We start from the raw sequence: 13,909 nt of genomic DNA, 5'->3' as shown, positions 1-13,909 counted from the left end.
TCCCACCCAACCTTTCGTGGCTGCGGGAGACATGGGAGGCTCAGGCATCGCTTCGCCGGTGCCGCGATTCCAGGCACCGGCCTGTTTTCGTTGAGGGGGCACGAATGCCAGCCATCCATCGGTGGTCCACCAAAGCCGCTATCCGCTCTGCACAGGACGCCCGCGAATGGGGAATCTCCCCGCGCCGCGCGCTGATCATCGCGCTGCTTCCACTGGGCATCGCACTCGCGGCCGCTGCCACTGCCCTGCACCCACCGCTGTTCATTTGGCTCCTCGACGAGGACTCCCTGATCGAGTGGTTCCAGTTCTTCTCCCTTGTGGCTGCCGGAGTCTTCCTGCCCCTCCTGGCGTACCGCCTGTACAAGACCGGGCACAAAGCCATGGCCTTGCTGTACGGCGTGGTCGCTGCCGGGGTTTGGTTCCTGGCAGGAGAGGAGATCTCCTGGGGCCAACGCATCTTTGGCTGGCAGACACCGGAGGCCATGGAAGCGATCAACCGGCAGGGGGAGACCACTGTGCACAACATCGGCGGCGTGCAGGAGCTTGTCCCCGCCGCCATGCTGCTCGCAAGCCTGTACGGGGCCTGCGCACCCCTGGTCTGGAATGCCGTCAGGGCCCGTTGGAAGAACCTTGGCTCCGCGCATCTGCTCATCCCGCCGCTCTGCCTGGCGCCGGCCTTCGGGCTGGCAGCGGCCTACCGGCTTTTCCGTTTGCTGGTTTGGCCGTCGCCTGACTACGGCATCTCCGAATACGGCGAAGTCATGGAACTCAGCCTGTACCTGGGGCTGGCCCTGTTCACCTGGTTCAACCTGCGCCGCCTGCTGCCCGCCAGGCCCGCCGCCCGCGCCCCACGCCACCGGCTCACCGCCGCCGCGTAGCCTCAGCGACAGGGGCTCAGCCTCTTCAGAACTTTCGGTTATGCCGTTTCCGGGTCGATTTCCGGGGCAGGCTTAAAGTATGGAGACCATCAGCCCGAAGCTCTTGAACTGGGCGTCGATCCTGGATGACAAGACCCGCGAACAGGCGGTGATGACGGCGGCCCTGCCATTCATCTACCCCCACCTGGCACTGATGCCGGACGCACATCTGGGCAAGGGCGCCACCGTGGGTTCGGTGATCCCCACGCTCCGCGCCATCATCCCGGCGGCCGTTGGCGTGGACATCGGATGCGGCATGATCGCGGTGCGGACCCAGTACTCGGTAAAAGACCTGCCGAGGGACCGGAAGAGCCTCCGCGAGGACATCGAGCGGGTCATCCCGTTGTCCGCCGGGAACAACAACCGGAAGATCCTCCCCACCGCGGAGCCGAGGATCGCCGTGCTGAAGCAGCGGGCCGCCAAAGCCGGCTTCAACCCCGCCCAGTACGTGGCCAAATGGGAGCTCCAGCTGGGCTCCCTGGGCTCGGGCAACCATTTCATCGAAGTGTCCGCGGATGAGTCCGACGGCGTGTGGCTGTTCCTGCATTCTGGCTCGCGGGGCATCGGCAACAGGATCGCCCAGCACCACATTGGTGTGGCCCAGCATGTCAGCCGGAAAAACCAGATCTACCTGCCCGATCCGGACCTGGCGTACCTGGACGAGGACACCCCGCAGTTCGAGCGGTACATCGCTGAACTGCGATGGGCCCAGCACTTCGCGCTGCTGAACCGGGAGGAAATGATGGACCGGGTGACGGCCCAGTTCAGCCGCTGGGTGGGCGGACCGGTGCAGGAACGCGAGCGGATCAACTGCCACCACAACTTCACCCAGCAGGAGACGCACTACGGCAAGCCGGTGTGGGTGTCCCGGAAGGGTGCCATCAAAGCCGGCCACGGCGATGCCGGGCTGATCCCGGGATCCATGGGGACGGCGTCGTATGTTGTGGAAGGCCGGGGCAACGCTGCCTCGCTCAACTCCTCCCCGCACGGGGCTGGTCGCGAATACTCCCGCAACGCAGCCCGGAAGACCTTCACACTGGAGGAACTGAAGCGCGCCATGCGGGGCATCGAGTTCCGCGCGTCGGAGGCCTTCATCGACGAAATTCCCGCCGCGTACAAGCCGATCGACCAGGTCATGCAGGACGCCGCGGACCTGGTCACCGTGCGGCACAAACTGCGGCAGCTGGTCAACGTCAAAGGCAATTGAAGCTGCGCATCAGGGCAACGGCACGGCAAAATGTGACGCCAGATGAACGTGCGTGACCCCCCGTTTCCGCTTCGTTGAACGGGTTTGGGCCACTCCCTATGGTGAAGCAATGACTAGTTCCAAGCCCGGGATGACCCGCATCGTGGCAGGCGAAAGCGCGCGCCCCACGCGCACGCGCGCCGTCGAGGCTGCGCTGGCCATCGGGCTGGTCCTGCTGATCGCCGTCGGAGCCGTCGTGGCCTCCAATATCTCCCGAGACACCGAGGCCCAGGCCGCCGAGCCCACGCCGGCCGCCGAGCTGAAGCTGGGTTACTTCGGGAACGTCACCCACGCTCCGGCGCTGGTGGGCGTCAAAAAGGGATTCCTGGCCGACGCCCTGGGCGGTACGAAGCTCAGCACCGAGACCTTCAACGCCGGTCCTGCCGCCATTGAGGCACTGAACGCCGGCGCCATCGATGCCGCGTACATCGGCCCCAACCCGGCCATCAACTCCTTTGCCAAAAGCCAAGGCCAGTCTGTGCGCGTGATCGCCGGAGCCGCGGCGGGCGGCGCCCAGCTGGTGGTCAAGCCCGGCATCGACTCCGCGGCTGACCTTCGGGGCAAGACCCTGGCAACGCCGCAGCTTGGCGGCACCCAGGACGTCGCCCTGCGCGCCTGGCTCTCCAAGCAGGGCTACAAGACCGGGGTGGACGGCAGCGGTGACGTGGCCATCAACCCCACGGACAACGCCCAGGCGCTCAAGCTGTTCCAGGACGGAAAGCTCGACGGCGCGTGGCTGCCCGAGCCGTGGGCCTCACGTTTGGTGCTCCAGGCCGGCGCCAAGGTGCTGGTGGATGAAAAGGACCTGTGGGATGGGGCCGACACCGGCAAGCCCGGCGAATTCCCCACCACCATCCTGATCGTGAACCAGAAGTTCGCCGCAGACCACCCGGACACCGTTAAGGCCCTGCTGAAGGGCAATGCGGACTCCGTGGCGTGGCTCAACTCGGCCCCGGCCGACGAGAAGGCCGCTCTTATCAACTCCGCCCTGCAGGAATCCGCCGGGGCCGCGCTGCCGGCGGATGTCCTGGCCCGGTCGCTGGCGAACATCAGCTTCACTCTTGACCCGCTGGCGGGCAGTTACCCCAAGCTGCTGCAGGACGGCATCGACGCCGGCACCACCAAAAAGGCCGACATCAACGGCCTCTTCGACCTCAGCGCCCTGAACCAGGTGACCGGCGGCGCGGACAAGATCTCAGCCGCCGGCCTCGGCCAGGACTGATCCACCACCACTTAAGGACGCCACCATGCCAGTAGTACTGGAACACCTGGGCAAGCGCTTCGGCGATGGCGCCCCGGTACTTGACGACGTCAACGCCAACATCAGGCAAGGCGAGTTCGTTGCCCTCCTCGGCGCCTCCGGCTGCGGCAAATCCACCCTCCTGAACATCATCGCGGGACTTGAAGCGCCGACGTCGGGCGCCCTGGAAGTGCCCAGCGACGGCGCCGCCTTCATGTTCCAGGACGCGGCGCTGTTTCCGTGGCTGACCGCACGGGAGAACATCGAACTGGCACTGAAGCTGCGCGGCGTGGGCAAAGCCGAACGCCGCACCAAGGCCCAGGAACTCCTCGAACTGGTGCACCTGGGATCCGCCGGGGACAAGCGCCCGCACGAACTGTCCGGCGGCATGCGGCAGCGCGTGTCCCTGGCCCGTTCGCTGGCCCAGGACCGGCAGCTGCTGCTTATGGATGAGCCCTTCGCCGCCCTCGACGCCATCACCCGCGACCTCCTGCACGATGAGCTGGAACGCATCTGGAAGGAAACCGGGCGGACCATCGTCTTCGTCACCCACAACGTCCGCGAGGCCGTCCGGCTGGGCCAGCGCGTCCTGCTGCTGTCCTCCCGCCCCGGCCGCGTGGTCCAGGAATGGGCAGTCACCGAGGAACACCGAACCGACGCCGGGCTCGCCGGCCAGCTGACCGGGGTCATCACCGCCCGGCTGCGGGAGGAGATTCGCCGCCATGCCAAGTAAGTTCCTGTCTGGCTCCGCGCCGGATGCCGCCCCCGCCCCTTCGCCGGACGGCTTTCGTCCTTCGGACGAAGCGTCCGGCTCCGACAGCGGCACCGGCCTTCCCACCACTCGCAAGCTCGCGGCGGGTCCCTCGGCCGATGCCTTAGATGCCACTCCCGCAGCCCGCGAGCACGTGCATGCCGCCCTGACCCGGACCTCCACCGGCAACGAGGACCTCCGCGAGCTTGAATCCGGCCTGGACTCGCTGCAGTCAGACGCAGACCGCAAGCACCGCGTCGACTGGAGCCGAATCCTCCTGCCGGTGGCCGCCCTGGTGGTCCTGGTGCTCATCTGGCAGTTCTATGTATCCCTCGGCGTGAAGCGGCGGGACCTGGTTCCGGGGCCGCTTGATGTGGTGGCCCAGATGGGTGTCCTGTGGAGCGACGGAAAGTTCCAGCAGTCCATCTGGACGTCGCTGCAGCGCGGTGTGGTGGGCTTCCTGATTTCGGTGGCCATCGCCACGCCCGTTGGCCTCCTGCTGGCCCAGGTTGCCCCGCTTCGACGCGCATTTGGACCGCTGATCTCCGGCCTCCAGGTGCTGCCGTCCGTGGCGTGGGTGCCTGCGGCGATCATCTGGTTCGGGCTGACCGACGCCACCGTGTACTTCGTGGTGTTCATGGGCGCCATCCCGTCCATCATCAACGGCCTGATTTCGGGCGTGGACCAGATCCCGCCGCAGTACCGCCGGGTGGGCACTGTCCTGGGCGCATCGCGGCTGCAGATGGCCCTGCAGGTGATCCTCCCGGCCGCACTGCCCGGCTACCTCAGCGGCCTCAAACAGGGATGGGCCTTCTCCTGGCGCTCACTCATGGCCGCGGAGATCATTGCCGTGGGCGGCACCATCGGCTTCGGCCTGGGCTCCCTGCTGGACCAGGGACGGGACCTGTCCGACATGACTATCGTCATGGCCGCCATCCTGCTGATCCTCGCCGTCGGCATCCTCATCGAGCTGCTGGTCTTCGGCCCCATCGAGAAGCGCCTCCTGCGCCGACGCGGCCTCCTGGCCGGCAGCACCCGCTAGCCCCAACACACCGCAAGCAAAGCCCGACGGCGACCTTCCGCCGTCGGGCTCTGCTGTTTCCTGCCGCATGGCAGACTGGCGCCATGACCGCCAGCTTCACGTGCCGCACTGAGTCCCAGCTCCCCGTGGAGCAGCTGTTCGACTTGGCCCGCAGCATCGACCTTCACGTGGACTCCCAGAAGGACTCGGGGGAGCGGGCGGTTGCCGGCGTCACCAGTGGGCTGATCGGGGAGGGCCAGGAGGTGACCTGGCGGGCGAAGCACTTCGGTATTCCGCTCACCATGACCAGCCGGGTCACCCACCTGGATTTCCCCCGCAGCTTCACCGATGAGCAGGTGAAGGGCCCTTTCAAGGCCTTCCGGCACGTCCATGAATTCGAGCCCACGGCCGCCGGAAGCATCATGACGGACCGGGTGGAGTTCACCGCCCCGCTGGGAGTCCTGGGCCGCGGCGTCGAGCGGCTCATCCTGCGCCGCTACCTGGAGCGGCTCATCCGGGACCGCGGCAGCTTCCTGGCCGCGCGAGCCTGAAAATCCTTTGTGACGCAGCGTTACCTTACGTGAACTGGTGTTGCTGGGCCTTTGTTGGCGAATGTGACGCCGCCCTACCGTTGATTCATGGCAATTCAGGACATATACCCCACGGCGCTGCGGCTGCTCGGCCGCCCCGTGCTGGTGGTGGGCGGCGGACCCGTCGCTGCCCGCCGCGCCAAGGGACTGCTCGACGCCGGTGCCCTGGTCACCGTCGTGGCCCCGGTTGCCTCGCCCGCGCTGCAGGAGTTGGTCGACGCCGGCCTGCTCATCTGGGAGGCGCGCCCCTACCTTTCAAGCGATGTCGACGGCGTCTGGTTTGTCCAGACTGCCACGGGCACCCCGGAAGTGGACGCCCGGGTATCGGCCGACGCCGAGGCGCAGCGGGTGTGGTGCGTCAACGCCTCCGACCATGAAGCCTCCGCCGCCTGGACCCCCGCCGTCGCCGTGGTGGACGACGTCAAGATCGCCGTCAACGCCGGGGGAGACCCGCGCCGGGCCATGGCCGTCCGCGACGCCGTGGCCACAGCCCTGGAGGCCGGCGACCTGCCCTTGCGCCGCCGCCGCGCGCACCGCGGGTCAGTCGCCCTCGTGGGTGGCGGCCCTGGCGACACCGGCCTCATCACCGTCCGCGGCCGCCGGCTCCTGGGCCAGGCCGACGTCGTTGTTGCGGACCGCCTCGGCCCCCGCGAACTGCTGAACGAACTCGCCCCGGATGTCCGCGTCATCGAAGTGGGCAAAACCCCCGGCCACCACCCCGTCCCGCAGGCAGACATCAACCGCCTCCTCGTGGAGGAAGCGCTCAAGGGCCACCGCGTTGTCCGGCTCAAGGGCGGCGACCCGTACGTGCTGGGACGCGGCGGCGAGGAAGCAGAGTACTGCCGGCAGAACGGCGTCGAGGTTGAGGTGGTCTCCGGCGTCACGTCCGCCATCTCCGTCCCGGCAGCCGCAGGTATTCCGGTCACGCACCGCGGCCTGGCCAAGGGCTTCAGCGTGGTCACCGGCCACGAGGAACTCTCCGAGATCCCGGCCCGCCCGGACCACACGATTGTCCTGCTCATGGGCGTCGGCCAGCTGCGGGAATCCGCGTCCGCGCTACGCGAAGCTGGACTGCCGCTGGACACACCTGTTGGTATCGTGGAAAACGGCTATTTGCCGGACCAGCGCGTCACCATTGGCACGCTCGGTTCCATCGCCGACCAGGCCAAGGCGGCCGGCGTCGCAAATCCTGCCGTGATTGTCATCGGTGACGTGGTGCGCGTGAGCCCGTTCGCGCCGTCGCACTTCAAAACCGTTGACTACAGCACCACCACCCCGAACAGCCCCCGCAAGACCGCCCTCACCACCTGAAACCCATCGATTGCTCCGTACTTGTCGTTATGAGCGTTCAAAACGACAAGTACTCAGCAGTCGATGCAGAAGAAAAGGAACACAGCCGTGTCATCCAGCACCACCGTAGGATCTGCTGAGCGTCCGCTGCGCGTCGCCGTCGTGGGCTCCGGCCCGGCCGGCGTCTACGCCGCCGACATCCTCACCAAGAGCGAAGCCGTCAAGAGCGGCGAGCTGACCGTCAGCATCGACCTCTTTGACCGCTACCCGGCACCCTACGGCCTGATCCGCTACGGCGTGGCCCCGGACCACCCCCGCATCAAGGGCATCGTGAACGCCCTGCACAAGGTGCTGGACCGCGGCGACATCCGCTTTTTCGGCAATGTCGACTACGGCACGGACCTCACCATCGAGGATCTCCGCAAGCACTACGACGCCGTCATCTTCGCCACCGGCGCCATCAAGGACGCGGACCTGAACATCCCCGGCGTCGAGCTGGAGGGCTCCTTCGGCGGCGCCGACTTCGTCTCCTGGTACGACGGCCACCCCGACGTGCCCCGGGAGTGGCCCCTGGAGGCCAAGGAAATCGCCGTGATCGGCAACGGCAACGTGGCCCTGGACGTGGCCCGCGTCCTGTCCAAGCACGCCGACGACCTGCTGGTCACCGAAATCCCGGACAACGTCTACGCGGGCCTGAAGGCGTCCCCGGTCACCGACGTCCACGTCTTCGGCCGCCGCGGCCCCGCCCAGGTCAAGTTCACCCCGCTGGAGCTGCGCGAGCTGTCCCACTCCAAGGACGTGGACATCATCCTGTACCCGGAGGACTTCGAGTTCGACGAGGAATCGGACCGCCAGATCCAGACGAACAACCAGACCAAGACCATGGTGGGCACGCTCACCAACTGGATCGCTGAGCAGCCCGAGGACCTCTCCGAGCTCAAGGCTTCGCGCCGCCTGCACCTGCACTTCCTGCACAGCCCGGTGGAGATCTACGACGACGCCGAGACCCCAGGCAAGGTGGCCGGCATCAAGTTTGAGCGCACCGAGCTGGACGGCACCGGCAACGCCCGTGGCACCGGCGAGTACGTGGACTACCCGGTCCAGGCTGTGTACCGCGCCATTGGCTACTTCGGTTCCGCCCTGCCGGACGTTGAGTTCGACCACAAGAAGGGCGTGGTGACGAACGACGGCGGCCGCGTCCTGGACGCGTCGGGCACCCACGTGCCGGGTCTCTACGCCACGGGCTGGATCAAGCGCGGACCTGTCGGGCTCATCGGTCACACCAAGGGCGACGCCCTGGAGACCGTCACGTACCTGCTGGAAGACCGCGAAAACCTTCCGGTCGCCGAGGCACCCGCAGAGGACGCGGTCACCGAACTCCTCGATGCCCGCGGCGTGAAGTTCACCAGCTGGGAAGGCTGGCTGGCCCTCGATGCCCACGAGCTCGCCCTCGGCGCAGCAGCCACGGAGGCCGGCGGCTCGCACGGCGTTGAAGTCAAGCGTGAGCGCATCAAGGTGGTGCCGCGCGGGGACATGGTGGACATCTCCCGCGACGGCGTAGCCGCCCAGGTCTAGAACCTAAATGCAGGAACCGCGGGGCCAATGGGCCCGCGGTTCCGGCATTTAAGCTGTGTTAACCGGGCTGCGCTACTTCCCCGCGCCGCCGATCGCCATCAGCTCCAGGCGCCGGAGGGTTTCGCGGTTCCGGGCAGAAATCAGCGGATCGCGCAGGAACTTGGGCATCAGCTTGCCCGGCCCGCGGATGGCGTCCTCGGCGATGGTCACCCGGCACTGGTTCCCGCGGTCCTCCAGCGTAATCTCCACCTTGGCCTCGCCCATGGGCCAGCCGCGTGCAACGAGTTCCAGGGAGCGGCCGGGCTCCACGGCGGCCACCTTGGTGCTGTCGTCAATGACCAGCGGCCAGGTCCCCACGGAGTGGTGCAGCTGGGCGCCGGCCTGCGGCCATTCGGCGTCCACGTCCCTGATCCGGGAGGCTCCCACCACCCAGCCCGAATAGAGCCAGCCGTCAGAGATGACCCGCCAGACGTCGGCGGAGGATGCGTTGAACAGCAGCGAGACGGTGGACATGGTGTTCCTTCCGGTTCCGGTGGTGCTTTGCTGAAGTGTTACGGGAGCGTTCTTTGGGCGCGCAGGTTGCTTGGCGCGTACGACGGCGGGAGGTGCGGGCCGCCGTGCGGCCCGGTAGGAGGGCTTCCGCAGGCGCCGGGTCCATCCGTAGGCCTCGGCGCCGGGCGGCTGGTTCTCCAGGGGATCGAACCGCAGGGGGATGTCAGCGGGGTTGCCGCCGGCGTGCAGCCGCAGCTCGCCGCACTCCCGCCAGGGTCCGCCCGGTGAGGCCCAGTGCAGCCCCAGCACCCATTCCCCGGACGCCAGCGAACCCGGCGGGAGGCTCCGCGTCCGCACGCCCAGCAGGACGGGACCGCGCTGGCCCCGGTATGGCATCAGCGTGGTCATGGTGGCTCCGGCGACGTCCAGCCGCGGCACAAGCAGGAACCGGCCCGGCATGCCCCACCCGGTGGAGGCAAACAGCACGTCAGCCGGACCGGCATCGGCGGCAGCAGCATCGCCGGACGGGGAAACCCGAAGGGCCAGGCCCAGGATGTCCGGCAGCGCCTGCGGCAGGCCCACGGACCGCGAGAAGCGGGCCACCACCTGGTCAGTGCCGGGGGAGTCCAGCCAGTCGATGCCGCTGGGGCCGGCCGGGTTGCCGGTCCTGGTGAGTACTCCGGCCAGGCCGAGGCCCTCCGGGTGGATGGGCCGGTCAGGCCGCGCGAGTTTCAGGAGCCGGAAGAGGGCGGCAAAGGCCTGCCCGGCACTCCCGGTGACGGCGGAAACTGCGCGCAGTTGTTGGGTCATACTTCCTTCCTACCCACAAACCCCGGGACTACATGCGGCCGAACCGGGCCCGGATCAGTGCGAAAATCCCGTAAGCGATAAACCCGGCACCGATCGCCACCAGCAGGGTGGGTCCGAAGGGGTGGTCCTGTAGGGCTTTGAGGCTGCCGTCCAGCCCCGTCGATTCCTCGGGCCGGTGCTTGGCCGCGGCAATGATGAACAGCAGTCCGGTGAGGTCCAGGGCGATGCCTTTGGCGACATGGCCGGTGACGCCCAGGCTGTCGATAAGCCTGCCGCGCCGGGTGCCCTCAAAATGGAACAGTTCTTCCTTGAAGCCGCGCCGCAACCCCTTGACGACGAAGTAGATGCCGATGCCCAGGATGGTCAGGCCCAGGGCCACCAGGAGCCATGGCCCCACCGGGTGGTCCATCAGGCTGGCGCTGAAGTCGCGCGTGTTGTCGCCCGAGTCGCTGCGCTGGCCCAGCGCGAATCCTGCAAAAGTCAGGCCCACGCTGCCGTACGCGACAGCAAGGAACCCTGAGGAAACCAGCTTGGCCAGCCGTTCCTTGCGCGGGAGGCTTCGAGCCCGCAGGGTCGCTTCACTGGCCTGCCACAGGGCAAGGCCGAGGCAGGCCACCACGCACCCCCACATGACGAACGGGCCCCACGGGTTGTCCGCCAGTTGGGCGATGGCGCCGGTGGGTTCGGCCTCGCCCGGATGCCCGAAAGCGATGGCAATGGCGATGGCACCGAGGATGACGTGGAGCAGGGCCATGACGGCAAACCCGGCGCGGGCCAGCACATCCAGGACCTTGTGGTTGGAGGCCTCCTCGACAGCGTCCGCTGCCTGCCTGAGCGTGGATTCGCCGTTGGACATCCGTCAGCCGTTCATGGGCCCTTCGGCCCGCAGCTTTTCTGCGCCCGGTCCCTCGACGTGCACGGTGCAGCGGACCACCAGCTGGCCGGGGGCGTTGTCCAGCTCCACCAGGGATTCGTCTGCGCTGAGGACGGTGAACACTTCAGAACCCGCCACAACGTCCACGCCCTTGGCCTTTGCCGTTTGTTTGGCATTCCGCAGCGCCTCGCGCTCCAGCCCGTCCACGTAGCCGCTGTCACTTTCGCGGGCGGGGTTCCCGAAGGCCCAGCCGAACAATGTCCCTGTGTTTCCCATGGCGACGATATTACGCGGTGCGCCCTGTCCGGGACGGGCTTTCGTAATATTAGTAAGTGTGCTTACGATGGGCCGACCATACCTCGATGGAACCAAGGCAAGTGAAGTCTGCCGCGCAGCGGCAACCCGGAACCAGTTCACAACGTTAGGAATGCACATCATGGCAGGAAATCTCATTGCCCGTTCAGTTCACGACCTGACGGCAGCAGCATGGTTTGGTGGATCCCTGATGGGTGCCATCGGGCTCAACGGGGCTGCGGCCCAGGCCAAGGACCCCTCCGAGCGCACCCGGCTTTCCAGCGCCGGCTGGATGAAGTGGGCTCCGTTCCAGACCGCTGCCTTCGCCTCCCACCTGGTGGCGGACCTCGCCATCGCCTGGGAGAACAAGGGCCGGATCGCCAAGCAGGAGGGCGTGGCCCGCGACACCGTCATCAAGACCGCCGTCACGGTGGTGGGCGCCGCGGTGACCCTGTACTCGGGCATCCTGGGCAAGAAGGTGGACAAGCTCGCCGGTGAAGGTGCAGAGGGCGCAACCGAGCCGCACGGCGCTGCCTCGGACGAACTGAAGACCGCCCAGCAGCAGCTCAAGCTCCTGCAGTGGGCCATTCCCGGCTTCGCTGCCCTGGTGATCATCCTTGGCGCCAAGCACGGCGAGATGCAGCGGCCCAAGAACGTCTTCGCGGGCCTGCGCGGCGACTAAGGCGAATAAGAAACACACGGCGTACGACGGCGGTCCGGCACCACAGTGCCGGGCCGCTGTTTGTGTGCCGGCTTATTCCGCCAGCCACTCCGCACAAGAGTTCAGGTTCCGGCTCACGGTGGCCACGGCGGCGTCCTCATCCCGCCGTTCGATGGCCTCGAGCAGGGTTTCGTGGCCGTCCCGGGGCAGCCCGTTGAAGCCCGGCCGGCGCTGCTGGGTCAGCAGGTCCTGGTGGAACACGGTCCCAAAGCTCGCGTAGAGCTCGTGCAGCAGGGGGTTGCCGGACGCCCGCGCAATGCCTTCGTGGAAGTGCCAGTCGGCGTCCGCCCAGGGTTCGAAGTCGCCGTTCTTCCAAGCCTGGTCCCGGGTGGCGAGGAGCGCGCGCAGGGCCGTGACGTCGTCGTCCGTTGCATTGCGTGCGGCCAGCCGGGCAGCCTGGGTGTCCAGGCCCAGCCGGACCTCCAGGATGTGCTGTTCGGTATGGTCCTGGTACATGCGGCGGGCCGCGCCGGACATCTCGCTGGTGGCGCGCACGTAGGTGCCATCCCCGCGCCGCACCTCCAGCATGCCGCCGTGGGCCAGGGCCTTGACCGCTTCGCGGAGGGTGCCGCGGGAAACGCCCAGCCTGGCCACGAGCTCGGGTTCGGGCGGGATGCGCTGGTTCAGCGGCCACTCGCCGGAGTGCACCATTTCCCGCAGCTTGGCCGTGACTTCGGCGGCGAGCGGCGGACGTACCGAAGGGCTCAGCGACATGATGCTATTTTCCTTCCGAACGGTTGGGTCGCCCGGCAATAGTGCCGGCAGCCTCAGCGGGTTTAACCGACATGGCCTTCCCGGTAAGCAGATGGGACACCACGATCTGCACCAGTGCGAGCCCCAGCAGCAGCGCAAGGGGCAGTGACCAGCCACCGGTGGCGCTGTGCAGCAGCCCCATGCCGAACGGGCCCACGGTGGCCAGCAGGTATCCCGAGGACTGGGCCAGGGTGGACAAAGCGGTGGTTTCGGCGGTGCTGGTTCCGCTGCGGCTGATCATCACCATCACCAGCGGGAAGATGCCCAGGCCAAAACCGAGCAGGACAGCGGGGATGGCTGCCAATCCCACGGGCAGGACCAGCAGTGCCGCGATGCCCACCACCATGGTGATGCTCACCAGGTAGAAGGCGGGGCGCAGCATGCCCGGCCGGGCTCCGATGGCAATCAGCACCATGCCTGCCGGGACGGAAACAAGCTGCATCAGCCCGAACATCAGCCCGCTCTCCGACGCGCCCAGTCCCATGGTGGTCAGCATGTACGGGAACCAGCTCAGCAGGGCATACGCCAGCAATGCCTGCAGGGTGAAGATGGCGGTAAGGAGCTGGCCCTTGCGGGTGCGCAGCAACGGCCACGGGGAAACGTGCCCGGCCGCGGTCCGGACGGTGTGGCGGTGGGCGTGCAGGGCCACGGGCAGGAATCCCAGGAAGGCTGCGACGGCGGCGATGCCCACAGCACCCACGGCGGCGGACGGGGATCCCAGGGCCTGCGCCAGCGGGACCACCAGGACCGAGGTCAGGGTGCCGCCGGTGGTCATGGTCACCGTGTAGACGGCGGTCATGAGGGAGGTCCGGGAGGCGAAGTGCTCGCGGATGAAGGAGGGCATGGCCACATTGCAGATGGCCAGCCCGGACATGCCCACCACGCTGCCGGCCACCAGCATTCCGGTGGCGGGGATGCCGCGCAGCAGCAGCCCGCCGGCCAGCAGCGCCAGCGACAGCAGGATGGCCTTCTCCACCCCCACCTTGCCGCTGAGCCATGATGTCGCTGCCCCGGCCACCGCGAAGCAGAGCGTGGGGATGGACGGGATGCTGGCCGCCACCAGCGCCCCATAACCCAGCACGGCCTGGAGGTCGTGCAGCAGCGCGGAGGCCCCGGTGATGCCTGCGCGCAGGTTCAGCCCGATCAGCACCAGCGCAATGACACCAAACACGACGGCGGAGCGCGGCTTCGCAGGAACAGTCCCGGGATCCGGTGCGGCGGGAGCGGCCTGAGCGGCCGTGGGGGCGTCGGCGGTGACGGGGGCGGGGGAAGGGGGAGTGGCGGGCATACCCTCCACCGTAAAGGTTAGACGTTTGATGTTTGCGTATTTGTGGC

Annotated in this window: 14 protein-coding genes; 9 read left to right on the top strand and 5 right to left on the bottom strand. The window is 67.6% G+C overall.

Going from position 1 to position 13,909, the window contains the following annotated elements; all coding sequences use genetic code 11:
* Window positions 1-104: 104 nt before the first annotated feature.
* The 8 genes from ACFO0G_RS03355 (at window position 105) to ACFO0G_RS03320 (ending at window position 8,630) form a co-directional block, all read left to right on the top strand.
* Window positions 105-878 (top strand): hypothetical protein, encoded by a 774-nt coding sequence (locus ACFO0G_RS03355; protein ID WP_376976414.1) that lies wholly within the window; start codon window positions 105-107, stop codon window positions 876-878.
* A 79-nt stretch (window positions 879-957) separates the two neighbouring features.
* Complete coding sequence (locus ACFO0G_RS03350; RefSeq protein WP_376976413.1) at window positions 958-2,124, top strand: RtcB family protein; 1,167 nt, start codon at window positions 958-960, stop codon at window positions 2,122-2,124.
* Between the two features lie 130 nt (window positions 2,125-2,254).
* A complete protein-coding gene (locus ACFO0G_RS03345; protein WP_286404529.1) occupies window positions 2,255-3,385 on the top strand; it encodes an ABC transporter substrate-binding protein in 1,131 nt (376 codons plus the stop codon).
* A 25-nt stretch (window positions 3,386-3,410) separates the two neighbouring features.
* Window positions 3,411-4,136 carry an ABC transporter ATP-binding protein gene (locus ACFO0G_RS03340; RefSeq protein ID WP_214944836.1) on the top strand — a complete coding sequence of 242 codons (726 nt, stop codon included), beginning with the start codon at window positions 3,411-3,413 and terminating at the stop codon, window positions 4,134-4,136.
* Window positions 4,126-5,196 carry an ABC transporter permease gene (locus ACFO0G_RS03335; protein ID WP_376976412.1) on the top strand — a complete coding sequence of 357 codons (1,071 nt, stop codon included), beginning with the start codon at window positions 4,126-4,128 and terminating at the stop codon, window positions 5,194-5,196. Before ACFO0G_RS03340 ends, ACFO0G_RS03335 begins: the two co-directional genes overlap by 11 nt.
* Before the next feature lie 83 nt (window positions 5,197-5,279).
* Window positions 5,280-5,726, top strand: a complete 447-nt coding sequence (locus ACFO0G_RS03330; RefSeq protein ID WP_376976411.1) for an SRPBCC family protein — start codon at window positions 5,280-5,282, stop codon at window positions 5,724-5,726.
* Between the two features lie 87 nt (window positions 5,727-5,813).
* The gene (gene cobA, locus ACFO0G_RS03325; protein ID WP_376976410.1) at window positions 5,814-7,076 is read left to right on the top strand and encodes a uroporphyrinogen-III C-methyltransferase; all 1,263 of its coding nucleotides are present in this window, start codon (window positions 5,814-5,816) and stop codon (window positions 7,074-7,076) included.
* A gap of 87 nt (window positions 7,077-7,163) precedes the next feature.
* Window positions 7,164-8,630 (top strand): FAD-dependent oxidoreductase, encoded by a 1,467-nt coding sequence (locus ACFO0G_RS03320; protein WP_376976409.1) that lies wholly within the window; start codon window positions 7,164-7,166, stop codon window positions 8,628-8,630.
* A gap of 72 nt (window positions 8,631-8,702) precedes the next feature.
* Here ACFO0G_RS03320 and ACFO0G_RS03315 read toward each other — a convergent pair whose 3' ends face one another.
* Genes ACFO0G_RS03315 through ACFO0G_RS03305 form a run of 3 tightly spaced genes read right to left on the bottom strand, consistent with a single transcriptional unit; the run spans window position 8,703 to window position 11,082 of the window.
* Complete coding sequence (locus tag ACFO0G_RS03315; RefSeq protein ID WP_376976408.1) at window positions 8,703-9,932, bottom strand: SRPBCC family protein; 1,230 nt, start codon at window positions 9,930-9,932, stop codon at window positions 8,703-8,705.
* A gap of 28 nt (window positions 9,933-9,960) precedes the next feature.
* A complete protein-coding gene (locus ACFO0G_RS03310) occupies window positions 9,961-10,788 on the bottom strand; it encodes a DUF1206 domain-containing protein (RefSeq protein ID WP_376976407.1) in 828 nt (275 codons plus the stop codon).
* 3 nt (window positions 10,789-10,791) lie between these two features.
* Window positions 10,792-11,082, bottom strand: a complete 291-nt coding sequence (locus ACFO0G_RS03305) for a hypothetical protein (RefSeq protein ID WP_236799207.1) — start codon at window positions 11,080-11,082, stop codon at window positions 10,792-10,794.
* A 160-nt stretch (window positions 11,083-11,242) separates the two neighbouring features.
* Here ACFO0G_RS03305 and ACFO0G_RS03300 point away from each other — a divergent pair, with 160 nt between their 5' ends.
* Window positions 11,243-11,782 carry a hypothetical protein gene (locus ACFO0G_RS03300; protein WP_286398411.1) on the top strand — a complete coding sequence of 180 codons (540 nt, stop codon included), beginning with the start codon at window positions 11,243-11,245 and terminating at the stop codon, window positions 11,780-11,782.
* A 72-nt stretch (window positions 11,783-11,854) separates the two neighbouring features.
* On the opposite strand, the gene ACFO0G_RS03295 is transcribed toward ACFO0G_RS03300, so the two are convergent.
* Both ACFO0G_RS03295 and ACFO0G_RS03290 read right to left on the bottom strand, forming a co-directional pair.
* On the bottom strand, window positions 11,855-12,535 hold the full coding sequence (locus tag ACFO0G_RS03295; RefSeq protein ID WP_286398409.1) for a FadR/GntR family transcriptional regulator: 681 nt from the start codon (window positions 12,533-12,535) through the stop codon (window positions 11,855-11,857).
* Between the two features lie 4 nt (window positions 12,536-12,539).
* Window positions 12,540-13,862 carry an MFS transporter gene (locus ACFO0G_RS03290; RefSeq protein ID WP_286398407.1) on the bottom strand — a complete coding sequence of 441 codons (1,323 nt, stop codon included), beginning with the start codon at window positions 13,860-13,862 and terminating at the stop codon, window positions 12,540-12,542.
* Window positions 13,863-13,909: the final 47 nt, after the last annotated feature.

It is taken from the genome of Arthrobacter sedimenti (assembly GCF_042652025.1).
Taxonomy (GTDB): Bacteria; Actinomycetota; Actinomycetes; order Actinomycetales; family Micrococcaceae; genus Arthrobacter; species Arthrobacter sedimenti.
This window is presented reverse-complemented; position numbering and strand designations above follow the sequence as displayed.